The sequence below is a fragment of the Microbacterium sp. NPDC055455 genome (genome assembly GCF_053619935.1).
The window spans coordinates 483048-509303 of record NZ_JBSHLB010000002.1 but is presented as its reverse complement, the minus strand read 5'-3'; the positions used below and the strand labels follow the sequence as shown (position 1 = coordinate 509303).

The 26256-nt window shown below is 71.1% G+C and carries 22 protein-coding genes; 16 read left to right on the top strand and 6 right to left on the bottom strand.

All coding sequences use genetic code 11. The features are described 5' to 3' along the window. Positions 1 to 3: 3 nt before the first annotated feature. Positions 4 to 1134, top strand: coding sequence for a class I SAM-dependent methyltransferase (locus tag ACWGUG_RS08805; RefSeq protein WP_336397006.1), 1131 nt, complete (start codon positions 4 to 6; stop codon positions 1132 to 1134). An 80-nt stretch (positions 1135 to 1214) separates the two neighbouring features. Continuing rightward, the gene (locus tag ACWGUG_RS08800) at positions 1215 to 2288 is read left to right on the top strand and encodes an alpha/beta fold hydrolase (RefSeq protein WP_336397007.1); all 1074 of its coding nucleotides are present in this window, start codon (positions 1215 to 1217) and stop codon (positions 2286 to 2288) included. On the opposite strand, the gene ACWGUG_RS08795 is transcribed toward ACWGUG_RS08800, so the two are convergent. After that, entirely contained in the window at positions 2285 to 4336 is a 2052-nt protein-coding gene (locus ACWGUG_RS08795) for a M3 family metallopeptidase (protein WP_452324440.1), read from the bottom strand. The two genes, ACWGUG_RS08800 and ACWGUG_RS08795, sit on opposite strands and share 4 nt — an antisense overlap. 105 nt (positions 4337 to 4441) lie before the next feature. On the opposite strand from ACWGUG_RS08795, the gene ACWGUG_RS08790 reads away from it, so the two are divergent. The 3 genes from ACWGUG_RS08790 to ACWGUG_RS08780 are packed head-to-tail and all read left to right on the top strand — an operon-like array spanning position 4442 to position 6667. Continuing rightward, a complete protein-coding gene (locus ACWGUG_RS08790) occupies positions 4442 to 5071 on the top strand; it encodes an ArsR/SmtB family transcription factor (protein WP_336397009.1) in 630 nt (209 codons plus the stop codon). A 10-nt stretch (positions 5072 to 5081) separates the two neighbouring features. Further along, positions 5082 to 5312 carry a hypothetical protein gene (locus ACWGUG_RS08785; RefSeq protein ID WP_452324439.1) on the top strand — a complete coding sequence of 77 codons (231 nt, stop codon included), beginning with the start codon at positions 5082 to 5084 and terminating at the stop codon, positions 5310 to 5312. Next, entirely contained in the window at positions 5309 to 6667 is a 1359-nt protein-coding gene (locus tag ACWGUG_RS08780; RefSeq protein ID WP_452324438.1) for an MFS transporter, read from the top strand. The genes ACWGUG_RS08785 and ACWGUG_RS08780 overlap by 4 nt, the downstream gene beginning before the upstream one ends. A gap of 9 nt (positions 6668 to 6676) precedes the next feature. Here the strand turns inward: ACWGUG_RS08780 and ACWGUG_RS08775 are convergent, their stop codons facing one another. The 3 genes from ACWGUG_RS08775 to ACWGUG_RS08765 all read right to left on the bottom strand — a co-directional run bounded on the left by ACWGUG_RS08775 (position 6677) and on the right by ACWGUG_RS08765 (position 11002). Beyond that, on the bottom strand, positions 6677 to 6925 hold the full coding sequence (locus tag ACWGUG_RS08775) for a hypothetical protein (protein ID WP_336397012.1): 249 nt from the start codon (positions 6923 to 6925) through the stop codon (positions 6677 to 6679). A 1-nt stretch (position 6926) separates the two neighbouring features. Then, positions 6927 to 9524 (bottom strand): valine--tRNA ligase, encoded by a 2598-nt coding sequence (valS, locus tag ACWGUG_RS08770; RefSeq protein ID WP_452324437.1) that lies wholly within the window; start codon positions 9522 to 9524, stop codon positions 6927 to 6929. Positions 9525 to 9664: 140 nt separating this feature from the next. Beyond that, on the bottom strand, positions 9665 to 11002 hold the full coding sequence (locus ACWGUG_RS08765; protein ID WP_336397014.1) for an MFS transporter: 1338 nt from the start codon (positions 11000 to 11002) through the stop codon (positions 9665 to 9667). A gap of 310 nt (positions 11003 to 11312) precedes the next feature. Between ACWGUG_RS08765 and ileS the strand changes: the two genes are divergently transcribed. The 4 genes from ileS to ndk are packed head-to-tail and all read left to right on the top strand — an operon-like array spanning position 11313 to position 16893. Next, positions 11313 to 14705 carry an isoleucine--tRNA ligase gene (gene ileS, locus ACWGUG_RS08760; RefSeq protein ID WP_452324436.1) on the top strand — a complete coding sequence of 1131 codons (3393 nt, stop codon included), beginning with the start codon at positions 11313 to 11315 and terminating at the stop codon, positions 14703 to 14705. Continuing rightward, the gene (locus tag ACWGUG_RS08755; protein ID WP_336397015.1) at positions 14702 to 16066 is read left to right on the top strand and encodes a bifunctional folylpolyglutamate synthase/dihydrofolate synthase; all 1365 of its coding nucleotides are present in this window, start codon (positions 14702 to 14704) and stop codon (positions 16064 to 16066) included. The genes ileS and ACWGUG_RS08755 overlap by 4 nt, the downstream gene beginning before the upstream one ends. Further along, the gene (locus ACWGUG_RS08750; RefSeq protein ID WP_452324435.1) at positions 16056 to 16457 is read left to right on the top strand and encodes a DUF4233 domain-containing protein; all 402 of its coding nucleotides are present in this window, start codon (positions 16056 to 16058) and stop codon (positions 16455 to 16457) included. Before ACWGUG_RS08755 ends, ACWGUG_RS08750 begins: the two co-directional genes overlap by 11 nt. A 19-nt stretch (positions 16458 to 16476) precedes the next feature. Then, positions 16477 to 16893: a nucleoside-diphosphate kinase gene (gene ndk, locus ACWGUG_RS08745; protein ID WP_336397017.1), complete on the top strand. Its 417-nt coding sequence runs from the start codon at positions 16477 to 16479 to the stop codon at positions 16891 to 16893. A gap of 69 nt (positions 16894 to 16962) precedes the next feature. Here the strand turns inward: ndk and ACWGUG_RS08740 are convergent, their stop codons facing one another. Further along, complete coding sequence (locus ACWGUG_RS08740; protein WP_336397018.1) at positions 16963 to 17580, bottom strand: vitamin K epoxide reductase family protein; 618 nt, start codon at positions 17578 to 17580, stop codon at positions 16963 to 16965. A 340-nt stretch (positions 17581 to 17920) separates the two neighbouring features. On the opposite strand from ACWGUG_RS08740, the gene ACWGUG_RS08735 reads away from it, so the two are divergent. Beyond that, positions 17921 to 20347, top strand: a complete 2427-nt coding sequence (locus ACWGUG_RS08735; protein ID WP_452324434.1) for an Rne/Rng family ribonuclease — start codon at positions 17921 to 17923, stop codon at positions 20345 to 20347. 106 nt (positions 20348 to 20453) lie between these two features. Continuing rightward, entirely contained in the window at positions 20454 to 21548 is a 1095-nt protein-coding gene (locus ACWGUG_RS08730) for a glycosyltransferase (RefSeq protein ID WP_336397020.1), read from the top strand. Between the two features lie 3 nt (positions 21549 to 21551). On the opposite strand, the gene ACWGUG_RS08725 is transcribed toward ACWGUG_RS08730, so the two are convergent. Further along, the gene (locus tag ACWGUG_RS08725; RefSeq protein WP_336397021.1) at positions 21552 to 21818 is read right to left on the bottom strand and encodes a DUF4031 domain-containing protein; all 267 of its coding nucleotides are present in this window, start codon (positions 21816 to 21818) and stop codon (positions 21552 to 21554) included. A 154-nt stretch (positions 21819 to 21972) separates the two neighbouring features. Between ACWGUG_RS08725 and rplU the strand changes: the two genes are divergently transcribed. The 5 genes from rplU (at position 21973) to ACWGUG_RS08700 (ending at position 26255) form a co-directional block, all read left to right on the top strand. Continuing rightward, positions 21973 to 22281: a 50S ribosomal protein L21 gene (gene rplU / locus ACWGUG_RS08720; protein ID WP_109211193.1), complete on the top strand. Its 309-nt coding sequence runs from the start codon at positions 21973 to 21975 to the stop codon at positions 22279 to 22281. A gap of 18 nt (positions 22282 to 22299) precedes the next feature. Continuing rightward, on the top strand, positions 22300 to 22557 hold the full coding sequence (rpmA, locus tag ACWGUG_RS08715) for a 50S ribosomal protein L27 (protein ID WP_109211194.1): 258 nt from the start codon (positions 22300 to 22302) through the stop codon (positions 22555 to 22557). 94 nt (positions 22558 to 22651) lie between these two features. Then, positions 22652 to 24160 (top strand): GTPase ObgE, encoded by a 1509-nt coding sequence (gene obgE / locus ACWGUG_RS08710; RefSeq protein WP_452324433.1) that lies wholly within the window; start codon positions 22652 to 22654, stop codon positions 24158 to 24160. Beyond that, positions 24157 to 24999: a glutamate 5-kinase gene (gene proB / locus ACWGUG_RS08705; protein ID WP_336397023.1), complete on the top strand. Its 843-nt coding sequence runs from the start codon at positions 24157 to 24159 to the stop codon at positions 24997 to 24999. Before obgE ends, proB begins: the two co-directional genes overlap by 4 nt. Continuing rightward, on the top strand, positions 24996 to 26255 hold the full coding sequence (locus ACWGUG_RS08700) for a glutamate-5-semialdehyde dehydrogenase (RefSeq protein WP_452324432.1): 1260 nt from the start codon (positions 24996 to 24998) through the stop codon (positions 26253 to 26255). Before proB ends, ACWGUG_RS08700 begins: the two co-directional genes overlap by 4 nt. Position 26256: the final 1 nt, after the last annotated feature.

The window sequence follows — 26256 nt, the reverse complement described above, 5'->3', positions numbered from 1 at the left end:
CGAATGTCCACCACCACGATCCTCGACCGCGCGGACGCGCTGTCAGAGCCGGTCATCATCGGCCCCGACGAGCAGGCGGCGGCACTCACGCAGCGCCTGCTGGAATCCGTCGGCCCCGCCCTCGAGCTGCTCACCATCGAGCTCGGACACCGGCTGGGCCTGTACGCCGCCATCGACGCCGCCGGCGGGGTCACGGCGCACGACCTGGCGGGCCTCACCGGATACGGTGAGCGTCAGCTGCGCGAGTGGCTCGACCAGCAGGCGATCGCCGGGATCCTCGAGAGCGAGGCGGGGACACGGCGGCGCTATCGGCTTCCGGCCGCGCATCGAGCGGTCCTGCTCGATCCGACGTCGCCCGTGCACGGTGCGGGGCTCGCCTCGATGTTCGCCGGCATCGCCTCGGCGTTCGATGCGGTCGCAGAGTCGTTCACCGCCGACGGCGCCGTGAGCTTCGCCCGCTTCGGCGCCCCCGTGCGCAACGGCCTGGAGGTCATCTACCGACCGGGCTACACGCACGCGCTGCCGTCGTGGCTCGAGCAGCTGCCCGACATCGAGTCTCAACTCGAGGCGGGCGGGACGATCGTCGACGCCGGTTGCGGCACCGGCTGGTCCACCATCGCCCTCGCCCGGCGTTTCCCGCGGGCTGTCGTCCTCGGCGTCGACCTCGATGCCGCGTCGATCGAGGAGGCGCGACGCAACGCCGAGACGGCGGGGGTCGCGGACCGCGTGCGCTTCGAGTGCGCCGACGTCGGCGACGACGCCGCGCTCCGGGCGCTGGTGGGCGGGCCGGCGACGCTGGTCACGGTCTTCCTCGCACTCCACGACATGAACGATCCGCAGCGGGCCCTGTCGTCGCTCGCCGGACTGCTCGCCCCCGGCGGCGCGGTCCTCATCGGGGACGCCAAGGTCGAGGACGAGTTCCTCGCGCCTGCCGGGCCGCTCGACCGGATGTTCTCGGCGTTCAGCGTGCTCCACTGCCTGCCCGCCACCCTCGCCGAGGGCAGCGGCCACGCCCACGGCACCGTGCTGCGCGCGCCGACCGTCATGGCCTGGAGTGCTGCGGCGGGGCTGCGACGCGCCGAACGCCTGCCGATCGAGCACCCGGCCTGGTCGTTCTACCGGCTGGACGCGTGACCGCGCTGCCCGCACCGACCCTCCGTGCGCCGCGGTCCGGCCCGCTCCCGGCGGGCCGGACCGTGGCCCATACTGATGTCGTGTCCACCCCCATCGACGTCCGGTATGCCTGGTCGGGCTCCGACGATGTCGCCTGGTCGCAGCTCGGCGACGGCGCACCGGTGCTGGTCGGCGGCTGGTGGATGAGCCACCTCGAGCGCGACTGGGAGTATGAGCCTTTCCGCCGGTTCGTCCAGGCGATGGCCCGCCACCGTCGTGTCATCCGGATGGACCCTCCGGGCAGCGGACTCTCGCGTTCCCGCACCGGCACCCCTGACACGCTGGAGCCGCACGTCGACGCGATGAAGGCGGTCCTCGACGCTGCCGACGCCGAGCAGGCGACGCTCTTCGCCGGCTCGTCGGGGTGCGCCGTCGCGGTCGCGTTCGCCGCACGCCACCCCGAGCGCGTGCGCCGGCTCATCCTGGCCGGCGCTTACCTCGACGGGGCCTCGATCGCGTCGGCGGGGGATCGGGCGGCGCTGGTCGACCTCGTCCGCAGCAGCTGGGGGGTGAGCTCGCGGGTGATGTCCGACATCTTCTACCCGGACGCGACGGCGGAGCAGCGCCGCGCGTATGCGCGCCATCAGCGCTCCACCGCGACGGCGGAGTCGGCCGCCGCCGGCCTCGAGGCGGTGTACTCGTTCGACGCGCGCGCCGACGCAGCCGCCGTGACGGCGCCCACTCTCGTGCTGCACCGCCGCGGCGACCGGGCCATCCGCCTCGCGCTCGGCACGGCCACGGCGTCCGCCATCCCCGGCGCGCATCTGGAGGTGCTCGACGGCTCCGACCACCATCCGTGGCACGGCGACTCATCTGCCTTCCTGAGGCGCGCCCTCGCGTTCGACGGCGTCCCGGAGGCCGCGCTGGCGGGCGACCTTGTGAAAGCTCCCCCTGCCGAGCCTGGCGCTCGCGAGGCCGATTCGCCCATCTCTGGCCGCGAACTCGAGGTCCTGCTGCTCGTGTCACAGGGCCTCACCGACGCCCAGATCGCCGCGGAGCTGTTCCTGAGTGTGCACACGGTGCACCGGCACGTGGCGAATGCGCGCACCAAGCTCGGCGTGCCCTCGCGGGCGGCCGCCGCGGCGTGGGCGGTCTCGCACCGGGACGGCGTCTAGCCTGCGAGACCCCGGCGCTCGAGGAGCGGCTGGGTGTCGGCATCCCGGCCCCGGAAGTCGCGGTACGCCTCCAGCGGGTCCTTGGAACCGCCGACGCCGAGCAGGCGATCACGGAAGCGATCGCCGTTCTCACGGCGCAGGCCGCCGTTCTCGCGGAACCATTCGACCGTGTCGGCGTCGAGCACCTCGCTCCAGATGTAGGAGTAGTACCCCGCGCTGTACCCGCCCGAGAACACGTGGGCGAAGTAGGTGGACGAGTAGCGTGTCGGCACCGCCGGGTTGTCCAGCCCGATGTCGGCGAGGGCGGATGCCTCGAACGCGGCGACGTCCAGGTCCGCCGCGGCGTCCTGGACCGAGAGCGAGTGCCACGCCTGGTCGAGCCACGCCGCGGCCAGGTATTCGCTCGTCGCGAAGCCCTGGTTGAAGGCCTCGGAGGCGTGAAGCCTCTCGACGATGCTGGCGGACAGCGGCTCGTCGGTCTCGATGTGCCGGGCGTACGAGGCGAGGATCTCGGGCCAGTAGATCCACATCTCGTTGACCTGGCTGGGGAACTCGACGAAGTCGCGGAACACGTTCGTCCCCGCGAAGTGCGGATATGTCACGGTTGCGAAGAGCCCGTGGAGGGCGTGCCCGAACTCGTGGAAGAGCGTGGTGACCTCGTCGAGGCTGAGGAGCGTCGGGCGCCCTGCGGCGGGCTTGGACACGTTGAGGTTGTTCACCACGATCGGAGCGGTGCCGCGCAGGCGCGACTGCAGCACGATCGAGTTCATCCACGCGCCCCCGCGCTTGGTGTCGCGCGTGTAGAGGTCGAGGATGAACAGCCCGAGCGCCGAGCCGTCCGCGTTGTGCACCTCGAACACCCGCGTATCGGGGTGGTAGCCGGCGAGGTCGTCGCGTTCGGTGAAGGTGATGCCGTACAGCTCGGTGGCCGCGCGGAAGACGCCGTCCTGCAGCACCCTCTCGGCCTCGAACCACGGGCGCAGCGCGGCACGGTCGAGGTCGTACTCGGCGGCGCGCACCTTCTCGGTGTAGAACGCCCAGTCGTGCGCCTCGACGGCGAACGGTGCCGGTTCGGCGTCGACGATGGCCTGCAGCTTCTCCTGCTCGCGGCGGGCGTTGCGGGCGGCGGGCACCGCCAGCCGGCGGAGCAGGTCGTGGACGGCGGCGGGGGAGCCCGCGGTCTGGTCGGAGGTGATGTAGGCCGCGTGCGAGTCGTAGCCGAGCAGTGCTGCGCGCTCCGCGCGCAGCCGCACGATCTCGAGGAGCGTCTTGCGATTGTCGTTGTCGTTGCCCCGAGAGCCGCGCGAGCGCGACGCCTCCAAGAGGCGCGCCCGCGACGCACGATCGGTCAAGGCGGCGAGGTACGGGTGGCCGGTGAAGAGCGTGAGCGTCACGACCCACTTGCCGTCCAGGCCGCGGTCGGCGGCGGCCTGGGCCGCAGCGGACAGCTCACCCTCCGAGAGCCCGTCGAGCTCGTGCGCGTCATCGAAGACGACCGCCAGGTCGTTCGTGTCGGCGAGGAGGTTCTTTTCGAACTGGGTGGTGAGGGTGGAGAGCCGCTGGTTCAGCTCCGTGAGTCGCTTCTTCGCCTCGTCTCCGAGGCCGGCGCCGGCGTGGGACATCTCGGTGTGGTGCCGCTCGACGAGGTAGCGCTGCTCCGGCGTGAGGTCGAGCTCGTCCAGCTGGTCGTGGATCGTCTTGATGCGCCAGTACAGGGCCGAGTCGAGCTGGATGGAGTCGTGGTGCGCCGACATGAGCGGCGCGAGCTCCTCCTCGATCGCCTGGATCTCCGGCGTCGCATCCGCGGACGAGACCGTGTAGAAGGTGCGCGCGATGTCGCCCAGCAGGCGGCCGCTCTCCTCGAGCGGGACGAGCGTGTTCTCGAAGGTCGGCATGGACCGGGCCCTCGTGATCGCCGACACCTCGGCCGAATGCCGGGCGAACGCCTCCTCGAATGCGGGGAGGTAGTGCTCGGGCCGGATCGCGGCGTAGTCGGGCAGTCCGTAGGGCAGCGCGCTGGGGGAGAGGAGGGGATTGCTGGTCGGCATCCCGCAAGCCTAGCCGCGGGCTCGACCGTTGCCGCCGAGACTTTGCAAACCAATTTATGCAAAGAATTGCTTGCAAAGAATCCTTTGCGGTCGTACGCTGAAGCCATGGACGAGGAGATCACGGCCCCGAGCACCGACGACCGTTCGCCGGCCCCGAGCGGGCGGCAGGACCGGGTCCTCGACGCCGGCGCGCTGCGGGCCCTGGCGCATCCGCTCCGCGTGAAGATCTACGACATCCTCAGCCAGTACGGCCCCCAGACGGCGAGCTCGCTCGCCGAGCGGCTGGGGGAGTCCTCGGGCGCCACCAGCTACCACCTCCGCGCGCTGGCCAAGCACGACCTCATCCACGAGGTGGCCGACCGCGGATCAGGCCGGGAACGCTGGTGGGAGCGTCCGGTCGGCGGCGTGTCGTTCGCGAACGAGGAGGCGCTCAAGACGCCCTCCGGCCGTGCGGCGACCCAGATCGTGATGAGCGAGTTCTTCCGGCTTCGCCAGGAGCAGCTCATGCGGTTCATCGACCGGGGCCTGAACGCGGAAGAGAACGCGTGGCAGGACGCGAGCTTGATCTCCACGGCCACCGTGCGCCTCACGCCCGAGCAGAGCAAGGAGCTCGCCACGGCGATCATGGCCCTCATCGACGAAGCGGTCGACACGTACCGCGAACAGAACGGCGAGGACGTCCGCCCGGTGACCATCCGGGCCGACCTGTTCCCGCTCCCCGGACTCGAAGGATAGGAGCGCAGTCATGACCACCATCACCCTCCCGGATGTGACGACGGGAACCCTCTCCGCCGCCGCCACGGGGCTCGACAGAGCCCTGCTGCGCGCGGCATCCGCCCTCGACGCCCACGTCCTCGGACGCGTCGAACGGCGCGCGGGCGTCGCCTTCCGACGCGCAGTGTCGGCTCAGGCGGCCGCCGACGGCGCCCGCCGTGACGCGACAGCTCGCGCGGCGATCGGGATCCTCCCGCGATGAGCGCCGCCACCGACACGCAGCCGCGGAAGGGGTCGCGCAGCGAGCGTCCGGCCAGGGTGCCGCTCGGCCGCGACTTCGGCAAGCTGTGGACCGCGGCAGCCTTCAGCAATCTCGCCGACGGTGTCGGACGCGTCGCGGTGCCGCTGATCGCGACGACGCTCACGCGGGATCCCCTCGCCATCGCGGCGATCAGCGCGCTCGCGTTCCTGCCATGGCTCGTGTTCGGGCTGCCGGCCGGGATGATCGTCGACCGCTTCGACCGGCGCTGGATCATGGCCATCGCGAACACGATCCGCGGCCTCGCCGCGGTGGGGCTCGCGACGCTGACGGTGTCCGGAGCGATCACGGTGTGGTGGCTGCTGGCCGGCGTGCTGGTCTTCGGCCTAGGTGAGACGCTCTTCGACAACGCGACGAACTCGATCGTCCCGACCCTGGTGCCCCGGCGAGGGCTCGACCGCGCAAACGGGTTCCTCCAGGCGGCGCAGATCACGATCGACAACTTCATCTCGGCGCCGATCGGAGGCGTCCTGTTCGCCTTCTCGCTCGCCCTGCCGCTCTGGGTGGGCGCCACCGGCTACGTCATCCCGATCGCCCTCGCACTGCTCCTTCCGCTCTCCGCAGCGCGACCCCTCCGCGAGCCGCGGGATCTCGACCGCGCGGCGACCATCGCCGCGCAGGGCGAGATCGCATCCGCGGAGCCGTTGGCCGCCGCCGAGCTGCCCGCCGCCGCACAGCCCCGTCCGGCGGAGGCGGTCTCGGCACGGGAGGCGCTGGGGTACCTCTGGAACCACCGCTTCCTGCGGGCGATGGTGCTCTTCACCTGCGTCGTCGGCTCGGCATTCGCCTTCGCCCAGGCCCCGATCTTCCTCTACTTCCTCGACGAGCTCGCGGTCGACCCCGCCGCCATCGGCTTCGTCACGGCGGGCATCGGACTGGGCGCCCTCGTGGGCTCGCTCATCGCCCCCGGTCTCGTGCAGCGGTTCGGACGGGGCCGCGTGATGCTCGCGGCGAACGTCGTCGCCGCGGCCGGGCTGTTCGGGGTGTGGCTGGCGCCGGAGGCGATCACCGGCACCGTGGCCTACGCGGTGATGGCGTGCGCCGTGTCGATCTGGAACGTGCCGTGGGGCGCTCTGCGTCAGTCGATCATCCCCGGCCACCTGTTCGGCCGCGTGCTCGGCATCATCCGCAGTCTGACGTGGGGCATCTTCCCCTTCGCGACGCTGCTGGGCGGCTGGGTGGCGCGCTTCGACCTCCGGCTGCCGTTCCTCATCGCGGCCGGCGTCACCCTCGTGGCGACGGCGGTCGCCGTGAGGCTCCTGCTCGAGGCGTCGCGGCACGACGCCCCGGAGGACTGACGGCGGATGCTACCCGAACCCGTCTTCCGGATCGTTCCGGGCGACGGGTTCGCCGTCGGCGTCGAGCGACACGATGATCCCGGTGTCGAGCTCGGCGATCGGCTTGCCTTCGAGCCACGTGAGCGTCCAGCGCGGCCGAGGCTGCCCGAACTGGTCGGCCGGGATCGTCGCGTCGACGGACTTGACGCCGCGGCGCAGCGCGTCCGGCACGGCGGCGGGGGGCTCGTCGCCCGAAGTCCAGCGTGTTCCGAGCTGCATGTCAGGCCTCCTGAGTGGCGAGCTGGATGTCGGTCACCGACACGGCGTCGGCGTCGGCGTACTCGATCCGCTCGATGCGGCCGACCGCCTTGAGGTCACCCTCGGCGAGCTTGAGCGCCTCGAGGGTCGCGGCCGGGGCGGCGATGACCGCCCGCGCCACCGGGGTCTTCTGCGACGCCTTGGCCTCCGTCTTGGCGCGACGCACGCCGACGAGCGCCGCGCTCACCGCGGTGAGCACGGCCGGGTCGCCCCACTCCTCGTCCGGCGCCACGGGCCACGCGGCCGTGTGCACGGAGCCCTCGTTGAACCAGGACCAGGCCTCCTCGGCGGCGAAGGCGAGCACCGGCGCGAGCAGCCGGAGGAGCGCCGACATCGCCAGGCGCAGCGCGAGTGCGGCGGAGGCCTGGCCGACATCGGTCTGGTTGTAGGCGCGCTCCTTGACCAGCTCGAGATAGTCGTCGCAGAACGTCCAGAAGAACGATTCGGTCACCTCGAGAGCACGGGCGTGGTCGTAGTCCTCGAGCGCCTTGGTCGCCTCGCGCACCACGCCGTGGAGCGTGGCGAGCATCGATGCGTCCAGCGCGTGGGTGACCTCGGCGCCCTCGGGGACCGGGAACGACAGGACGAACTTGGCGGCGTTGAGCACCTTGATCGCGAGGCGGCGGCCGATCTTGATCTGCGTCGGGTTCTGCGGGTCGAAGGCCGCGTCGGTGCCGAGACGGCTCGAGGCCGCCCAGTACCGCACCGCGTCCGACCCGTGCTGGGCGAGGATGTCGGCGGGCGTGACCACGTTGCCCTTGGACTTCGACATCTTCTTGCGGTCGGGGTCGACGATGAAGCCGGAGATCGCCGCATCCGTCCACGGCGCGCGGTCGTCTTCGAGGGCGCTGCGCAGCAGCGTCGAGAAGAGCCAGGTGCGGATGATGTCCTGTCCCTGCGGACGGACGTCGAACGGCGTGACGAGGTTCCACAGCTCGGGGTCGCGCTCCCAGCCTCCGGCCAGCTGCGGCGTGAGGGATGACGTCGCCCACGTGTCGAAGATGTCGTTCTCGCCGTCGAACCCGCCAGGGACGCCGCGCTGGTCCTCGGTGTAGCCGGGGGGCACGTCGGTGGAAGGGTCGATCGGGAGCGCGGCGAGGTCGGGCGTGAGAACGCGGCCGTAGTCGCGGTCGCCGTTCTCGTCGAGGGCGTACCAGACCGGGATCGGAACGCCGAAGAAGCGCTGACGGGAGACCAGCCAGTCACCGGTGAGACCGTTCGTCCAGTTCTCGAAGCGCACGCGCATGAAGTCCGGATGCCACGACATGCTCTTGCCCAGGGCGATGAGCTTGTCGCGCAGCGCCTCGTCCCGTGCGCCGTTGCGGATGTACCACTGGCGCGTCGAGACGATCTCCAGCGGGCGGTCGCCCTTCTCGTAGAACTTCACGGCGTGAGTGAACGGCTTCGGGTCGCCTTCCATCTCGCCGGACTCCTGGAGGAGCTCGACGATGCGCTTCTTCGCGCTGAAGACCGTCTTGCCGGCGATCTCGGCGTACGCCGCCTTGGCGGCATCCGTGGCGATGACGTCGGGCGCCTCGGCCATCACCCGGCCGTCCTGTCCGAGGATGGTGCGGTTCGGAAGCTGGAGCTCGCGCCACCAGACGATGTCGGTGACGTCGCCGAAGGTGCAGATCATCGCGATGCCCGAGCCCTTGTCCTGCTGGGCCAGCGGGTGGGCGAGAACGGGCACCTCGACGTCGAACAGCGGAGTGCGCACGGTGGTGCCGAAGAGCGGCTGATACCGCTCGTCGTCCGGGTGGGCGACGAGCGCCACGCATGCGGCGAGCAGCTCGGGCCGCGTGGTCTCGATGAAGACGTCGCCCGACCCGTCGGTCCTGTGGAAGGCGACGCGGTGGTACGCGGCCGGCTGGTCGCGGTCTTCGAGCTCGGCCTGCGCGACAGCGGTGCGGAAGTCGATGTCCCAGAGCGTCGGCGCCAGGTCCTGGAACGCCTCGCCGCGCTCGACATTGCGCAGGAACGCCAGCTGGCTGGTGCGCATCGTGTCGTCGGAGATGGTGCGGTAGGTCTGGGTCCAGTCGACGCTCAGGCCGAGCGAGCGCCAGAGCGCCTCGAAGTGCTTCTCGTCCTCGACGGTCAGCCTCTCGCAGAGCTCGATGAAGTTGCGGCGGCTGATCGGGATCTGGTCGGCGGCGCGGCTGGACTTGTTGTCGCCGCCCTCGTAGGGCGGCGTGAAGCCCGGCTCGTACGGCAGCGACGGGTCGCAGCGGACGCCGTAGTAGTTCTGCACCCGGCGCTCGGTCGGCAGGCCGTTGTCGTCCCAGCCCATCGGATAGAACACCGTCTTGCCGCGCATGCGCTCGTAGCGCACCTTGACGTCGGTGTGGGTGTAGCTGAAGACGTGGCCGATGTGGAGCGATCCCGAGGCGGTCGGCGGGGGAGTGTCGACCGAGTAGATGCCTCCGCGCCCGACCTCGACGGCGCGATCACGGTCGAAGAGGTACGTGCCCTGCGCGGACCACGCGGCGTCCCACTTCTGCTCGAGGCCCTCCAGCGCGGGCTTGTCGGGGATCTGTCCCTGTGCGGGGCGGGCGTCGGTCATGCGAACTCCTCGAGCGATATGTGCGGCACTGTGTGAGCGTGCCTGAGTGTGGGATGCCGCTCGATTCTAGCCCGGGCCGCGTGAAGGCGGAAAAGCGAGCGGATGCCGCGCGCTGCGGCATCCGCTCCCTCGATGTCTCGTCAGGCGTTCGCCGTCGCCGTCTCGGGTCGTGTCGCCAGCTCCGGCTCCACGCGGCGGCGGGACGCGAGGAAGGCCGCCACCAGCGTCACCGCCGACATGATCGCGAGGATGACGCCCGGGTGCCACCAGGCATAGCCGGTCGCCTCGCCGAGACTGAGCGTCAGGTACGGCACGAAGCCGCTCAGCGTCGCGGCCAGGGCGTACGCGAACGACAGCGCCGAGTACCGGAAGTGGTCGGGGAAGAGGTCGTTCATGAGCCCGCCCAGCGCCGCCCACGCCATCGTCGGCAGGATGCCGCCGACGATCATGGTCCCGACGAGGATCGGGAACGTCGCGAACTGCAGCAGGAAGTACATCGGGAAGGTGATGAGGAGCGTTCCCAGCGCACCCCACACCACCACGTTCGCCGAGCCGACGCGGCTCGCCCATGCGCCGAACAGCGGGATCGTCACGAGCTGCAGGAGACCGCCGATGGTCGTCGCGACCAGAAGGTCCTGGAAGCTGAAGCCGAGCTGCTCGACGCCGTAGTTGACGGTGTAGGTGTTCATGAGCGAGTACGACCCGATGCCCAGGAGCGCGGCGCCGACGGCGATCGCCATCGCACCGGGACGCTTCGCGAACATCGTCACGAACGGCACGCGGTCGCGGCGCCCCTCGGCGACGATCCCCTCGAACACCGGGGTCTCGGAGATGGACCAGCGCAGGTACAGCGAGACGAGCAGGAGGGGAAGCGCGAGGAGGAACGGGATGCGCCAGCCCCATTCGGCGATCTGCTCGGGCGGGAGCACGGCGGTGAGCACGATGAAGACCGTGGCGGAGAGGATCGAGCCGACGGGCGAGCCGAGCTGCGGGATCGCGGCGTAGAACGCGCGCTTGACCGGTCCGGAGTTCTCGGTGGCGATGAGGATCGAGCCGCCCCACTCGCCGCCCAGCGACAGCCCCTGGACGATACGCAGGACGATCAGCAGCACCGCGCCGAGCCATCCGGCCTGGGCGTAGGTGGGCAGCAGGCCGATGAGGCCCGTCGCGACACCCATGATGGCGACGGTCCACAGGAGGGTCGCGCGGCGCCCGACGCGATCTCCCATGTACCCGAAGATCACCGCGCCGATCGGGCGGACGACGAAGGCCAGCGCGATCGTGAGGAACGCCGCGCTGGTGGCGCCGAACTGCCCCAGCGGGTCGAAGAACAGCGGCCCGACGAAGAACGCCGAGAAGTACGCGAAGAGGTAGAAGTCGAACGACTCCAGGGAGGTCCCCACCATCGATGCCCATGCGACGCGGCGCGTCGGGGCGTTGTCGAGGGGGAGGGTGGATGCGGGTGCTGCGGCGGTCACGGACGTCAATCTTGGCACGAGTCCAGAAACCAGGACGCGGCCGTTCGCATTCCCGCCTTGCGCACGCCCGGTAGACTCGTGCGATCAGCACCGATCCGGCCATCACCGGGGAGCTCTCGGAAGAACAGGACGCCACCGAGTGGCGTCCCCATTAGAACCGAGCGGGTCAGGCCCGTCACAGCCGCAGTGAGAGAGGACGGATGCCTCCGCCGAGGCATCCGTCAATGCAGGGTGGTACCGCGGTCGGCCGGAGAGTCTCCGGTTCGGTCGTCCCCGCAGGAAGCACACGAGCGAGCACCTGCGAGAGATGATGACCTACCCACGATCTGAGTCACGGTCCCCGAGCACCGGCGAAGCCGCCGTCGTCCCGAGCCCCCGCTTCCCCGACATCGAGCGGGAGACGCTCGCCTTCTGGGAGGCCGACCAGACCTTCCGCGCGTCGATCGACCAGCGCGAAGGCGCCGACGAGTGGGTCTTCTACGACGGTCCGCCGTTCGCCAACGGCCTGCCGCACTACGGCCACCTGCTCACCGGCTACGCGAAGGATCTCTTCCCGCGCTTCCAGACCATGCGCGGCAAGAAGGTCGACCGCGTCTTCGGCTGGGACACGCACGGTCTCCCCGCCGAGCTCGAGGCCATGAAGCAGCTCGGGATCACCGAGAAGAGCGAGATCGAGGCCATGGGCATCGCCGCCTTCAACGCGAAGGCCCGCGAGTCCGTCCTCGCCTACACGCGGGAGTGGGAGGACTACGTCACGCGCCAGGCGCGATGGGTGGACTTCGAGCGCGGCTACAAGACGTTGAACCCGTCGTACATGGAGTCCGTGCTGTGGGCGTTCAAGACGCTTCACGACAAGGGTCTCGCGTACGAGGGGTACCGCGTCCTGCCGTATTGCTGGCGCGACGAGACACCGCTGTCGGCGCACGAGCTGCGCATGGACGACGACGTGTACAAGATGCGCCAGGACCCGTCGGTGACCGTCGCGTTCCCGCTGGTGGGCGCCAAGGCCGAGTCCCTCGGCCTCACCGGGGTGCGCGCGCTGGCGTGGACGACCACCCCCTGGACGCTGCCGACCAACCTCGCGCTGGCGGTCGGCCCCGGCATCCGGTACGTCGTGGTGCCCGGCGGGCCCGACGGCGCCGCCGACGTCCACCGCGGGCCCGACGGCCGGGCCGACGAGGCGGAGGAGGCGTACGCCCACCGCTACCTCCTCGCCGAGGAGCTGCTCGGTGGGTACGCGAAGGACCTCGGCTACGCGTCCGCCGAGGCCGCCCGCGCCGCCGTCGTCCAGACGGTCCTCGGGTCCGAGCTCGAGAACGTCGCGTACGACCGTCTGTTCGACTACTACGCGGATGCCGCGACCTGGGGCACCGAGAACGCCTGGCGCATCCTCGTCGACGACTACGTCACGACGGGCGACGGCACGGGCATCGTCCATCAGGCTCCGGCGTTCGGTGAGGACGACCAGCGGATCACCGAGGCCGCCGGCATCCCGCTCATCATGAGCCTGGACGACGGCGGGCGCTTCCTGCCGCAGGTGACCGACGTGGCCGGCGAGCTGTGGATGGACGCCAACCGGCCGCTCATCCGACTGCTGCGCCAGGAGGGCCGTCTCCTGCGCGAGGCGAGCTACGAGCACTCGTACCCCCACTGCTGGCGATGCCGCAATCCCCTCATCTACCGCGCCGTCTCGAGCTGGTTCGTGCGCGTGACCGACATCAAGGACCGGATGATCGCCGGCAACGAGCAGATCACCTGGGTGCCCGAGAACGTCAAGCACGGCCAGTTCGGCAAGTGGCTCGAGGGCGCGCGCGACTGGTCGATCAGCCGCAATCGCTACTGGGGCTCTCCGATCCCGGTGTGGAAGAGCGATGACCCGTCGCACCCGCGGGTGGACGTCTACGGCTCGCTCGAGGACCTCGAGCGCGACTTCGGCCGTATGCCGCGCAACGCGGAGGGCGAGGTGGACCTGCACCGCCCCTACATCGACGAGCTCACCCGCCCGAACCCCGACGACCCGACCGGCCGCTCGACGATGCGGCGCATCGAGGACGTCTTCGACGTGTGGTTCGACTCGGGGTCGATGCCCTACGCGCAGGTGCACTATCCGTTCGAGAACCAGCAGTGGTTCGACGAGCACTCGCCGGCCGACTTCATCGTCGAGTACATCGGGCAGACGCGCGGCTGGTTCTACGTGATGCACGTGCTGTCGACCGCGCTGTTCGACCGGCCGGCCTTCACGGGCGTCTCGTGCCACGGCATCGTGCTGGGCAGCGACGGCCTGAAGATGTCGAAGTCGCTGCAGAACTACCCCGACGTCAGCGAGGTGTTCGACCGCGACGGCTCCGACGCGATGCGCTGGTTCCTGATGTCGAGCTCGGTGCTGCGCGGCGGCAACCTCATCGTCACCGAGGAGGGCATCCGCGCGGGCGTCCGGGAGTTCCTGCTGCCGCTGTGGAACGCGTGGTACTTCTTCGCCACGTACGCCAACGCGGCGCGCGGCGCCGGCGGAGCGGGCTACGAGGCGTCGTGGCGCACCGACTCGACCGACGTGCTGGACCGCTACATCCTGGCGCTCACCGGCGACCTCGTGCGCGACGTCGCCGCCGACCTGGAGGCGCTCGACTCGACGCTGGCCGCGGCCAAGCTCCGCGACTTCGGCGAGGCGCTGACGAACTGGTACATCCGCCGCTCGCGCGACCGCTTCTGGACGGGCGTGTCGGACGACCCGGAGAGCCGCCAGGCGTTCGACACGCTGTACACGGTGCTCGAGACGCTCACCCGCGTGGCCGCCCCGCTTATCCCGCTGGTGGCCGAGAAGGTGTGGCAGGGACTCACCGGCGGCCGCAGCGTGCACCTGCAGGACTGGCCCGACGCCGAGGCGTTCCCCGCGGCGGACGACATCCGCGCCGCCATGGACGCCGTGCGCGAGGCATCGAGCGTCGCCAACGCCCTGCGCAAGAAGGAGGGCCGCCGCGTGCGCCTGCCGCTTCCCACGCTCACGGTGGCGGTCCCGGATGCCGCAGCCCTCGCGCAGTTCGAGGGCATCCTGCGCGACGAGCTCAACGTCAAGACGGTTCAGCTCATGGAGCTGGGCGACGACGTGTCGGAGCGCTACGGCATCAGCAAGCGCCTCTCCGTCAACGCCCGCGCCGCCGGCCCGCGCCTGGGCAAGCAGGTGCAGCACGTGATCGCCGGGGCGAAGGCGGGTGTGTGGGAGGAGCGCGACGGCGCCGTGATCGTCGACGGCATCGCCCTCCAGCCCGGCGAGTACGACCTGACGCTCGAAGCCGGGGGCGTGGCGGAGGGGACGGCGATCGCCCTCCTCGCGGGCGAGGGCTTCGTGCTGCTCGACACGACCACCACGCCGGAGCTCGAGGCCGAGGGGCTCGCGAGGGACGTCATCCGAGCCGTGCAGGACACGCGCAAGGCCGCCGGATTCGACGTCAGCGACCGCATCCGCCTGGCGCTGCTCTTCGACGAGGCCGCCGACGGCGAGGCCGTCGCGTCCGCGTTCGACGTCGCCGACGTCGCGGGTGAGACCCTCGCGGTCGCGCACTCGGTGAGCACCCGCGGCAGCCGGCTCGTCGTCTCGGGCGACGGCGACACGCCCGTCGAGTACGAGGCCGTCGTCGACGCGGGCACGTACGCCAATCGCGGCGCGTTCACCGTCTCGGTCGGCAGGGTGGGGGTCTCGGCATGAGCGACCGCGACCGCCGCAGGGCCGACGCCGTCTACGAGGCGCTGCTCCAGCGCCAGGGGGAGCGGTGGGTGCAGCCGCGCGTCGAGCGCACCCGCCGCGTGCTCGAGCTGCTCGACGACCCCCAGAAGACGTATCGCGTCGTGCACGTGACCGGCACGAACGGCAAGACCTCCACCAGTCGCATGATCGAGAGCCTCGTGCGTGCCCACGGCCTGCGCACGGGCCTGTTCACCAGCCCGCATCTCGAGCGGTTCACCGAGCGCATCATGATCGACGGAGAGCCGATCGACGACGCCGCCGTCGCCGACGCGTGGGACGAGATCTCGCCGTTCGTCGACATCGTCGATGCCGAGCTGGAGTCGAAGGACGATGCGCCGCTGACCTTCTTCGAACTGCTCACGGTGCTGGCGTTCGTGGCGTTCGCGGACGCGCCGATCGACGTGCTGGTGCTCGAGGTGGGAATGGGCGGGTCCTGGGACTCGACCAACACCGCGGACGGGGACGTCGCCGTGTTCGCGCCGATCGACGTGGACCACGCCGACCGGCTCGGCGACACGATCGCCGAGATCGCCGCGGTCAAGGCGGGCATCATCAAGGACGGCGCTGCAGTCGTCTCGGCGCGGCAGGATGCCGCCGCCGAGGCGGCGCTGCGCGAGGCAGCGACCCGCCACGGCGCCTCGATCGCCTTCGAGGGTGCCGAGTTCGCCCTCGCCGAGCAGCGTCTGGCCGTGGGCGGGCAGCAGATCACGGTGCGCGGGCTCGCGGGCACATACGAGGACGAGTACCTGCCGCTGTACGGCGCCCACCAGGGCTTCAACGCCGCCCTCGCGATCGCCGCGGTGGAGTCCCTCGTCGGGGGAGGAGCCCAGCGCATCGCCGGCGACGTCCTGGCCGAGGGTCTCGGCGCCGTCACCTCGCCGGGCCGTCTCCAGCTGGTCGGCGCAGCACCCACGGTGCTCGTCGACGCGGCGCACAACCCGCACGGCGTCCGCGCACTCGTCGGCGCCCTGCGCGAGAGCTTCGACTTCGACGAATGGGGCGTGGTGCTGGGCGTGCTCTCCGACAAGGACGCCGCCGGAATCGTGGCCGAGTTCGCACCGGTCGCCGCCCACGTCTTCGCCACGGCGCCGGACTCCGAGCGGGCCGAGGACGCCGACGCCATCGCCGACCTCGCCGAGGCCCACGACCTGCGGGTGTCGGTGCACCGCGACCTCGCGGATGCCGCGGAGGCGGCGCGCACGTGGGCGGCGGCATCCGATCGCCGTGCCGTCGTCATCGCGGGCTCGGTCGTCCTCGCCGGCGAGGCGCTGGCGCTGTCCGCCTCCGAGGACTGGAAGAGCGGGTCGAGCGATGAGCGCTGAACGGCCCGCACGGCCCCGCCGCGCCCGAGGGGCGGCGGAATCGCTGGGCGCCATCGTGCTCGGATTCGAGTCGCTCATCGCGTTCCTGGCAGGACTGGTGATCTACGGTCTGAAGGCGCTGCCCGCGCCGATCGAGCCGTGGTGGGGGATCGTCGCGGGCACCGTGGTGGCGGCGCTCATGATCGCCACCACGCGCGTGCTGCGCCACCGGTGGGGCATCGCGCTCGGCTGGGCCCTGCAGGTGATCGTGGCGCTCGGCGCCCTCTTCGTCCCCGCGCTGGCGCTCGTCGCCGTCATTTTCGGCGGCATGTACGGGTATGCGACGATCAAGGGGGCCGCTCTGGACCGGCGCAACGCGCAGCTCGCGGCGAATCCCCTCGAAGAAGCCTGATCCGAAACGAAAGGCCCGCATGCCCACCGAAGAGACCCTCGTCCTCGTCAAGCCCGACGGCGTCGCCCGCGGCCTCACCGGCGCGATCCTCGCCCGCATCGAGGCGAAGGGGTACGCCCTCGTCGACATCCGCCTGGTCGAGCCCGACCGCGAGCGGCTCGAGCGCCACTACGCCGAGCACGAGGGCAAGCCGTTCTACGAGCCGCTGCTGGAGTTCATGATGTCCGGCCCGTCCGTCGCCATCCGCCTGGCCGGCAACCGGGTCATCGAGGGGTTCCGCTCGCTGGCCGGGACGACGGATCCCACCACCGCGGCGCCCGGAACGATCCGCGGCGACCTGGGCCGCGACTGGGGCCTGAAGGTGCAGCAGAACCTCGTGCACGGCTCCGACAGCCCGGAGTCGGCCGCCCGCGAGCTGGACATCTGGTTCGCCTGAGCCGACCGGCGCGGGGGCCATCGTGCGCACGCGCGGTCGCGCCGGTCGACGGCGCGGCCGTCCGTCGCATCAGCCGAAGAGCGTCTGCCAGACGTTGACGATCGCGTTCATCTCGAGCTGCGCCAGCAGCAGGATGATCGCGTAGCTGAGGATCGCGGCCAGCGGCACCCACGCCATCAGCCGGTCGGCGACGCGCCGCACGCCTGCCGACGCCGGGAAGAGTCCCGCCCGCAGCAGGTGGAGGGTGACGGCGTAGAACGTCGGGATCGTCACCGACCACGTCACCATGCACCACGGGCACAGCGTATGCAGGTCATAGATGCTCTGGCCGATCAGCCAGATGACGAAGCCGAACGCGAAGGCGATCCCCGCCCAGAAGCACCACCAGAACCAGCGCGCGAACCGGGCCCGCGCGAGGATCGCCATTCCCACGACGATCGGCGCCATCCAGCCGGTGAGTCCGAGGATCGGGTTGGGGAAGCCGAACACGCTGCCCTGCCACGAGTCGAGGTTGGCGCTGCACTGGACCAGCACGGAGAAGTCGCACGACGCGATGGCGTCGGGATTCGCGAGCGCGTGGAGCTTCTCGAGGGTGAGCGAGAACGCCGCCCACCAGCCGATCACGCCGGCGACCACGAGCCAGACGGCGAGACCGGTCGGACGGGCGTGGCTGTGCTGCTCGGGCATGCCTCGGATTATGGCATCCGGCTCTGATCGGTTGCCGCACCCGGCGCCGTGCCAAATGCCCGAGACGGCGCTCCACCTCATCGGCGCGCCGCGAATGGGCAATATGGCGGGGGAAGTGCGATAATGGGGGTCGATCGATCACGGCCGCGCCGTGCCGGTCGCATACAGAAGACTTCAGGGCGACGAATGCCCTTGGCAGCGCGAACCTCCGCCAGAGCGCCGAGATCCGCTGCAGACCGAGTGAGTTCGCGGCACCGCCCCGTCCGGAGGGGCATGGGCGGCGCCGCACGAGATTTCGCCGGGCGACGCGCGGTGCCGCCCCGCTAGGAGTACGCCAGTGATGGCTGATGGAACCGATGCAGAATTCATCCCTGGGACCGATCCGGACGCTCCGCTGACAGCGGCGCCGGTCGACGACGCGACGTCCCCAGCGGCGGGCGCACAGGTCGAGGACCACGGGGTGGCCGACACGGACGGCGCGACGGCGGATGCCGGCGTCGCGACCGACGGCGACGGAGCCGACGGAGAGCCTGCGGCGACCGCCGACACCCCCGCGGGTGAGGCGGCTGAGGCAGCCGCAGCCGAGGGTGAGACGGCCCCCGGGGCCGCCGCCGTCCCGGCGCAGGAGTCGGCGGACGGCGCGAGCGCCGATGCGGACAGCCCCGGTGGTGCGCAGCCCGCGGACGCCGGTGGGCCGTCGCCCACGGAGCCGGTCACGGCGGTGAGCCTCGGCCTGCTGCCGCAGGAGTTCGTCTCGGCGGTCTCGACGCAGCTGCACTTCTACGCGCCCGAGATCGCCGTCCTCCCCGCCCGTCCCGGACGCGAGCGGGAACGGGAGCGGGAGCCCGAGGCCGACGCCTCCGGTTCGGGGTCGTCGCGCCGCCGCAGCCGTCGTCGCGGCGGCGAGGGCAGGGACGAGGCATCCGCGTCCTCCGATCAGCCGCAGCAGCCGCAGCAGCCGCGGCAGCGCGCGGTCGAGCTCATCACCGAGCCGCAGCGCATCAAGGGATCGACGCGGCTGGAGGCCAAGAAGCAGCGGCGCCGCGACGGCCGGGAGGCCGGTCGCCGCCGTGCGGTCGTCACCGAGGCCGAGTTCCTCGCCCGGCGCGAGTCCGTCGACCGCGTCATGATCGTCCGTTCGCGCAACGGCCGCATCCAGATCGCGGTGCTCGAAGACAACGTGCTCGTCGAGCACTACGTCGCCCGCAGTCAGGACGCCTCGCTGATCGGCAACGTCTACCTCGGCCGTGTGCAGAACGTGCTGCCGAGCATGGAGGCGGCGTTCGTCGACATCGGCCGTGGCCGCAACGCCGTGCTGTACTCGGGCGAGGTGGACTGGGATGCCGTCGAGACGGGCAACCAGCCGCGTCGCATCGAGCTCGCCCTCAAGAGCGGCGACCGCGTGCTCGTGCAGGTGACCAAGGACCCGGTCGGGCACAAGGGCGCCCGCCTCACCAGCCAGATCTCCCTTCCGGGCCGCTACCTCGTGTACGTGCCGGGCGGCGCCATGAACGGCATCTCCCGCAAGCTGCCCGACACCGAGCGCGCGCGCCTGAAGAAGATCCTCAAGGAGGTGCTGCCCGAGTCGTCGGGCGTCATCGTCCGCACCGCGGCGGAGGGGGCGACCGAAGAGCAGCTCACCCGCGACGTGCAGCGTCTCACCAACCAGTGGGAGCACATCTCCAAGCAGATCGAGTCCATCCAGGCGCCGGCGCTGCTGCACTCGGAGCCCGACCTGCTGGTCAAGATCGTGCGGGACGTCTTCAACGAGGACTTCTCGAAGATGCTCATCCAGGGCGAGGACGCCCACCACACGATCTCGAAGTACCTCGAGTCTGTCGCACCCGACCTCCTCGAGCGCGTCGAGCGCTTCGAGGGCGAGCACGACCCGTTCGACGAGTTCCGCGTCACCGAGCAGATCGAGAAGGCACTCGACCGCAAGGTGTGGCTGCCCTCGGGCGGCTCGCTGGTCATCGACCGCACCGAGGCCATGACCGTCGTCGACGTCAACACCGGCAAGTTCGTCGGCTCGGGCGGCAACCTCGAAGAGACCGTCACCAAGAACAACCTCGAGGCCGCCGAGGAGATCGTCCGCCAGCTGCGCCTGCGCGACATCGGCGGCATCATCGTCGTCGACTTCATCGACATGGTGCTCGAGTCCAACCGCGACCTCGTGCTGCGGCGGCTCGTCGAGTGCCTGAGCCGCGACCGCACCAAGCACCAGGTCGCCGAGGTGACCTCGCTCGGACTCGTGCAGATGACCCGCAAGAAGCTCGGCCTCGGTCTGCTCGAGACCTTCAGCGAGGCGTGCGAGGTGTGCGCGGGCCGTGGTCTGATCGTGCACCACGACCCCGTGGTCAAGCACCGCGCGCCGGCCGCGGGTGCGTCCTCGTCCGGTCGCCGGGGCCGCGGCGCGTCGCCCGCGCCGACGAACGGCGGCTCGAACGGCACCCATGTCATCACCGAGGGCGTGAAGTCGGCCCTGGCCCAGATCGCCGCCTCGACCATCCACCACCATGACGAGGCACCGGTGGCCGAGGCCGCCCCCGTCGTGGAGCAGCCGCAGGCCGAGCGTCCCAAGAAGCGCAAGAAGCGTCAGGACGCCGGCCAGAAGCGCGAGACGAAGACCGAGAAGGACATGCTCCTCGATTCGGTACTCAACGCCCTCCCCGAGCCCAAGGCTCCTGGTCAGGGGCGCTCGCGTCGGCGCGTGACCACGGCGGCCCTCACCGGCACGCCGGTTCCGCACACGCCCGCCGAGGACTGAGGTCGCCCGGGGCCCGGCGCACGCCGGGCCCCGGCGGCCACCCCCTGTCGGCGCTTCCCCGCCATCGCTAGTGTGAGCGCCGAGGGGCCGGGGGAGCGGGGGCGCCATGGCGCGCTACATGTTCGTCACGTGGGACGGCGGTGGGAACCGCGTGCCGACGATCGCCGTCGCGCGGGCTCTCGTCGATCGCGGGCACGATGTGCGGGTGCTGGGGCACGACTCGCAGGCCGAGGCCTATCGCGCCGCGCACCTGCGCTTCACGGCGTACCCCAGCGCGCCCGGATTCGTGCTCGATCCCCGTCCGGGCGGCCTGCTGCGGCTGTTCACGGACAGGGGACTGGCCGACGACGCCGTGGCCCAGCTGACCGCGGCTCCGGTCGACATCGTGGTCGTGGACTGCACCCTCGTCGCGGTGCTGGACGTACTCGACCGCATGGATCAGCGCTTCGCCGTGCTCGAGCACACCATGCACGACTTCCTCGTCCCCGGGTTCCGCGCCCTCGAGGCGATCGCCTGGACGCGAGGGATCCGCGTCGCGCGGCCGCGCTCGCATGCGACGCCGATCCTGGTGGCATCCGTCCCCCGCCTGCGTGCGCCCTTCCCGCCGCAGCGGCCGCTGTCGGCGGGGCCGGGGGAGGTCGTGTACGCCGGAGTCATGACGCCGGCGGTGGCGGCGCGCCCCGACGCGTCGACCGTCGTCCTCACCCTCAGCACCTTCCGGTTCCCCGATCTGGTCGCGATGTGGCAGCGGATCCTCGATGCCGCGGACGGGATCGAAGCGCCGGTGGTCGCGACGCTCGGCCGCGCGGTCGCGCCGGGCGAGGTGACTGCGCCGCCGGGTGTGCGGGTTCACGAGTGGATGCCCCATGACGAGCTGTTCCCGGACGCTTCGCTGATCGTGGGGCACGGCGGGCACGGGACGACCCTCGCGGCGCTCGCCCACGGCGTGCCGGTGCTCGTGCTCCCGCTGGACACCACGTCGGATCAGCCCCGCATGGCTCGCGCGGTGACGCTGGCCGGAGTCGGGGAGACCCTTCCGCGGCGGGCCGGTCCGGCGGCCATCCGCGCGACGATCGAGCGGATGCGGCGCGATGCGGCGCTGCACCGCCGTGCGCAGGAGCTCGGGGCGGCGATCAGACAGCTCGACGGACCCCGGCGGGCGGCACAGGTCCTGGAGCTGGCGGTTTCCGGCGGCCGGTGAGGCTCAGCGTCGGTCGCGGGCCTTCACCCGGAGCCCGGATGCGATGAGACGGCGCACCAGCTCGTGTCCGCTCACGTGCTGCGCTCCGGCCGCCACGAGCCTCGCATGCGCCTCTTCCGGGACGTCGTAGTGGTCGAGATCGAAGCCTCGTCGCGGGATGCCGTTGGCCGCGGCGAACGCGTGCAGCTCGCCGAGGTCGGAGTCCGTCACCAGGTGCGCCCACAGTCGCCCGTGCGCCGGCCAGCGCGGATCGTCGATGAGGATCGCCACGTCCGAATCCTACGCACGGATGCCGCGCGCGCCCGCTTTCGCGACCGCATCCGGCATCTGATAAAGTGGACCCTTGGTGCGTCGAGATATCCGCACCGAGTCTTTCATGACGTCCTGAGCGCGTGCGCGTGCTCCCAGAAGAAACAGGTGTGAAGTGGTTTACGCAGTTGTGCGCGCCGGTGGCCGGCAGGAGAAGGTCGAGGTCGGCACGATCGTCGTTCTCGACCGCCAGGCCGCGAAGGTCGGCGACAAGATCGAGCTCCCCGCGGTGCTCTTCGTCGACGGTGACACCGTGACGACCGACGCCGACAAGCTCGCGAAGGTCACCGTGACCGCCGAGGTGCTCGGCGAGGAGCGCGGCCCCAAGATCGTGATCCAGAAGTTCAAGAACAAGACCGGCTACAAGAAGCGCCAGGGCCACCGTCAGGACCTCACGCGCGTCAAGGTCACCGGCATCAAGTAAGCCACAGGAGACGCAGAGATGGCACACAAAAAGGGCGCAAGCTCCACCCGCAACGGTCGTGACTCCAACGCGCAGCGCCTCGGCGTGAAGCGCTTCGGCGGCCAGGCCGTCAACGCCGGCGAGATCCTCGTCCGCCAGCGCGGCACCCACTTCCACCCCGGCGCCAACGTCGGCCGCGGTGGCGACGACACCCTGTTCGCGCTCGCCGCGGGCGCGGTCGAGTTCGGCCACAAGGGCGGCCGCAAGGTCGTCAACGTCGTGGCGGTCGCGGAGTAATCCTCGACAGGCTCACGCACCGCGAAAGTGGCGCAGACTTCGAGAAGGGGCGGGCTTCGGCTCGCCCCTTCCCTTTATCCCTGAGGGGGACCGGATGGTCACGTTCGTCGATCGGGTGACGCTTCACCTGCGCGCAGGCAAGGGCGGCAACGGCTGCGTCTCGGTGCGCCGCGAGAAGTTCAAGCCGCTCGCCGGCCCCGACGGCGGGAACGGCGGGCACGGCGGCGACATCGTGCTCGTCGCCGACCCGCAGGTGACGACGCTGCTGTCGTACCATCACTCTCCGCACCGCAACGCCGGCAACGGCGGGTTCGGCATGGGCGACAACCGCTCCGGTGCCGCCGGAGAGGGCCTCGAGCTCCCCGTGCCCGTCGGGACGGTCGTGCGCGACCCCGACGGCGAGGTCCTGGTCGACATGATCGAGCCCGGCATGCGCTTCATCGTGGCGCCGGGCGGTCAGGGCGGTCTCGGGAACGCGGCGCTGGCCAACCCCAAGCGCAAGGCGCCCGGGTTCGCGCTGCTGGGCGTGCCCGGCTGGGAGGGCGATGTCCTCCTCGAGCTGAAGACCGTCGCCGACGTGGCGCTGGTCGGCTTCCCGTCCGCCGGCAAGTCGAGCCTCATCGCCGCGGTGTCGGCGGCACGGCCGAAGATCGCGGACTACCCGTTCACCACCCTCCATCCCAACCTCGGTGTCGTGCAGGCCGGCGACGTGCGCTTCACCGTGGCCGACGTGCCGGGTCTCATCGAGGGTGCGAGCGAGGGCAAGGGGCTCGGACTGGAGTTCCTCCGCCACGTCGAGCGCTGTACGGCGCTCGTGCACGTCCTCGACTGCGCGACGCTCGAGCCCGGCCGCGACCCCATCACCGACCTCGACGTCATCCTCGCCGAGCTCGGCGCCTACCCGGTCCCGGAGGGTCAGGTCCCGCTCCTGGAGCGACCTCAGCTCATCGCGCTGAACAAGGTCGACGTCCCGGAGGCGAAGGATCTGGCCGACCTCGTGCGACCCGACCTCGAGGCACGCGGCTACCGCGTGTTCGAGATCTCCACCGTCAGTCACGCAGGCCTGCGCCAGCTCACCTTCGCCCTCGGCGACATCGTCGCGGCGCATCGACTCGAGCAGGCGAAGACACCCGCGCCCGAGCGCATCGTGATCCGGCCGAAGGGCGCGGACCGGGACTTCACCGTGCGGGTGGAGGGCGGCACCTACGGCAACGTGTACCGCATCCTCGGCGACAAGCCGGTGCGCTGGGTGCAGCAGACCGACTTCCAGAACGACGAGGCCGTCGGCTTCCTGGCCGACCGTCTCGACAAGCTCGGCATCGACGACGCGCTGTACCGCGCGGGAGCCACGCCGGGGGCCACCGTCGTCATCGGCGAGGGCGACGGCATCGTCTTCGACTGGCAGCCGGCGCTGACGTCGGCCGCCGAGGTCATGACGGCCCCGCGCGGCACCGACCCTCGTCTGTACCAGGGCGGCCGGCGCACCAGCTCCGAGCGCCGTGAGCAGTACCACGAGCTCATGGACGCGAAGGCTCAGGCCCGCGCCGACCTCGAGGCCGAGCGCCTCGCCGAGCGCGGGTGGGCCGAGGAGGACGCCGAGTGAGCACCCCCGAGCGCCGCGACCTCCCGGCCGCGCGCCGCGTCGTGGTGAAGGTCGGATCGAGCTCGATCAGCGGTGACAACGCCCACAAGATCGCGCCGCTCGTCGACGCCCTCGCCGCGGCGCACGGGCGCGGGACCGAGGTCGTGCTCGTGTCGTCCGGCGCGATCGCGACGGGCATGCCCTACCTGCTGCTCGACGAGCGGCCCAGCGACCTCGCCACGCAGCAGGCGGCGGCGGCCGTCGGCCAGAACGTGCTGATCTACCGCTACCAGGAGGCGCTGCGACCGTTCCGCATCGTCGCGGGTCAGGTGCTGCTGACCGCGGGTGATCTCGAGAACCCGACGCACCGCTCCAACGCCCGCCGCGCGATGGAGCGCCTGCTCGGCCTCCGCATCCTCCCGATCGTCAACGAGAACGACACCGTCGCGACCCACGAGATCCGCTTCGGCGACAACGACCGCCTCGCCGCGCTCGTCGCACAGCTGATCGGTGCCGACGCACTGGTGCTGTTGAGCGACATCGAGTGCCTCTACACGCGCCCGCCGGACGAGCCGGGCGCAGCGCCCATCCCGCGCGTGGCATACGGCGACGACCTGCACGGCTTCCAGTTCGGGTCCGTCGTGGTCAACAGCGTCGGCACCGGCGGCGCGGCGACCAAGGTGTCCGCTGCACGTCTGGCGGCGGCATCCGGGATCGGAGTGCTCGTCACGAGCGCCGACCTCGTCGCCGAGGCGCTCGCGGGCGCCGAGATCGGCACGTGGTTCCAGCCGAATCCCGAGCCCGCTGCGCCCGCCGCGACCGGACCCGTGCGCACCGCCGCCGATAGACTGGTCCGATGACCACCACCGCCACGACGGCACGCGAACGGATGCTTCTGGCGAAGGACGCCGCCCGCACCGTGGGCCTTCTCGGCGACGATGCCAAGCGCGACGCGCTGCTGGCCATCGCCGATGCGATCGAGGCCGCGGCGCCCCGCATCGTGGCCGCGAACGCGGAGGATCTGCAGCGCGGCGCCGAGACGGGACTCTCCACGGCACTGCAGGACCGGCTGCGGCTGGATGAGCCGCGGGTCGCCGCGCTGGCGGCAGCGGTGCGCGAGATCGCGGCACTGCCCGATCCGGTGGGGCGGGTCCTCGACGAGCGCACCCTCGCCAACGGCGTCTCGCTGACGAAGGTCGCCGTGCCGTTCGGCGTCGTCGGGTCGATCTACGAGGCACGTCCGAACGTCACCGTCGACATCGCCGCTCTCGCCCTGCGGTCGGGCAACGCCATGGTGCTCCGCGGCGGCACCGCTGCCGAGCGCACCAATGCCGCTCTCGTGAGCGCCATGCGCGGAGCCCTGGCCGATCGCGGCCTCGACCCGGAGGCGATCCAGACGGTCGACGAGTTCGGGCGCGAGGGCGCGCGGGAGCTCATGCATGCTCGGGGGATCGTGGACGTGCTGGTGCCGCGGGGGAGTGCGCAGCTCATCGAGACGGTCGTGACCGAATCGTCGGTCCCGGTGATCGAGACAGGTGCCGGCGTCGTGCACATCGTGCTCGACGAGACCGCGCCGCTGGAGTGGGCCCGCGACATCGTGGTCAACGCCAAGACGCAGCGTCCCAGCGTCTGCAACGCGGTCGAGACCGTGCTCGTCCACCGGGCGGCCGCCGAGCGACTCGTGGGCCCCGTCGTCGAGGCGCTGCAGCAGGGCGGCGTCACCGTGCACGGCGACGAGTCCGTCGCGCGGCTCGCGCCGGGGGTGACACCGGCCACCGACGAAGACTGGGCGACGGAGTACCTGAGCCTCGACCTGGCGATGCGCGTCGTGGACGATCTCGACGATGCGCTCGACCACATCCGGCGCTACTCCACCCATCACACGGAGTCGATCGTGACGCGGGATGCCGCGAACGAGGCCCGGTTCCTCGCCGAGGTGGACTCTGCCGTGGTGATGGCGAACACCTCCACCCGGTTCACCGACGGCGGCGAGTTCGGGTTCGGCGCCGAGGTCGGCATCTCGACGCAGAAGCTGCACGCCCGCGGGCCCATGGGCCTGGCCGAGCTCACCAGCTCCAAGTGGCTCGCGCGCGGCGCAGGGCAGGTCCGCGCGTAAC

What these genes read in the sequence shown, in the direction of transcription:
- ACWGUG_RS08805 (WP_336397006.1), top strand. Translation starts at nt 4, where the DNA reads ATGTCCACCACCACGATCCTCGACCGCGCGGACGCGCTGTCAGAGCCG.
- ACWGUG_RS08795 (WP_452324440.1), bottom strand. Translation starts at nt 4,336, where the DNA reads ATGCCGACCAGCAATCCCCTCCTCTCCCCCAGCGCGCTGCCCTACGGA.
- ACWGUG_RS08790 (WP_336397009.1), top strand. Translation starts at nt 4,442, where the DNA reads ATGGACGAGGAGATCACGGCCCCGAGCACCGACGACCGTTCGCCGGCC.
- ACWGUG_RS08785 (WP_452324439.1), top strand. Translation starts at nt 5,082, where the DNA reads ATGACCACCATCACCCTCCCGGATGTGACGACGGGAACCCTCTCCGCC.
- ACWGUG_RS08780 (WP_452324438.1), top strand. Translation starts at nt 5,309, where the DNA reads ATGAGCGCCGCCACCGACACGCAGCCGCGGAAGGGGTCGCGCAGCGAG.
- ACWGUG_RS08775 (WP_336397012.1), bottom strand. Translation starts at nt 6,925, where the DNA reads ATGCAGCTCGGAACACGCTGGACTTCGGGCGACGAGCCCCCCGCCGCC.
- valS (WP_452324437.1), bottom strand. Translation starts at nt 9,524, where the DNA reads ATGACCGACGCCCGCCCCGCACAGGGACAGATCCCCGACAAGCCCGCG.
- ileS (WP_452324436.1), top strand. Translation starts at nt 11,313, where the DNA reads ATGACCTACCCACGATCTGAGTCACGGTCCCCGAGCACCGGCGAAGCC.
- ACWGUG_RS08755 (WP_336397015.1), top strand. Translation starts at nt 14,702, where the DNA reads ATGAGCGACCGCGACCGCCGCAGGGCCGACGCCGTCTACGAGGCGCTG.
- ACWGUG_RS08750 (WP_452324435.1), top strand. Translation starts at nt 16,056, where the DNA reads ATGAGCGCTGAACGGCCCGCACGGCCCCGCCGCGCCCGAGGGGCGGCG.
- ndk (WP_336397017.1), top strand. Translation starts at nt 16,477, where the DNA reads ATGCCCACCGAAGAGACCCTCGTCCTCGTCAAGCCCGACGGCGTCGCC.
- ACWGUG_RS08740 (WP_336397018.1), bottom strand. Translation starts at nt 17,580, where the DNA reads ATGCCCGAGCAGCACAGCCACGCCCGTCCGACCGGTCTCGCCGTCTGG.
- ACWGUG_RS08735 (WP_452324434.1), top strand. Translation starts at nt 17,921, where the DNA reads ATGGCTGATGGAACCGATGCAGAATTCATCCCTGGGACCGATCCGGAC.
- ACWGUG_RS08730 (WP_336397020.1), top strand. Translation starts at nt 20,454, where the DNA reads ATGGCGCGCTACATGTTCGTCACGTGGGACGGCGGTGGGAACCGCGTG.
- rpmA (WP_109211194.1), top strand. Translation starts at nt 22,300, where the DNA reads ATGGCACACAAAAAGGGCGCAAGCTCCACCCGCAACGGTCGTGACTCC.
- obgE (WP_452324433.1), top strand. Translation starts at nt 22,652, where the DNA reads ATGGTCACGTTCGTCGATCGGGTGACGCTTCACCTGCGCGCAGGCAAG.
- ACWGUG_RS08700 (WP_452324432.1), top strand. Translation starts at nt 24,996, where the DNA reads ATGACCACCACCGCCACGACGGCACGCGAACGGATGCTTCTGGCGAAG.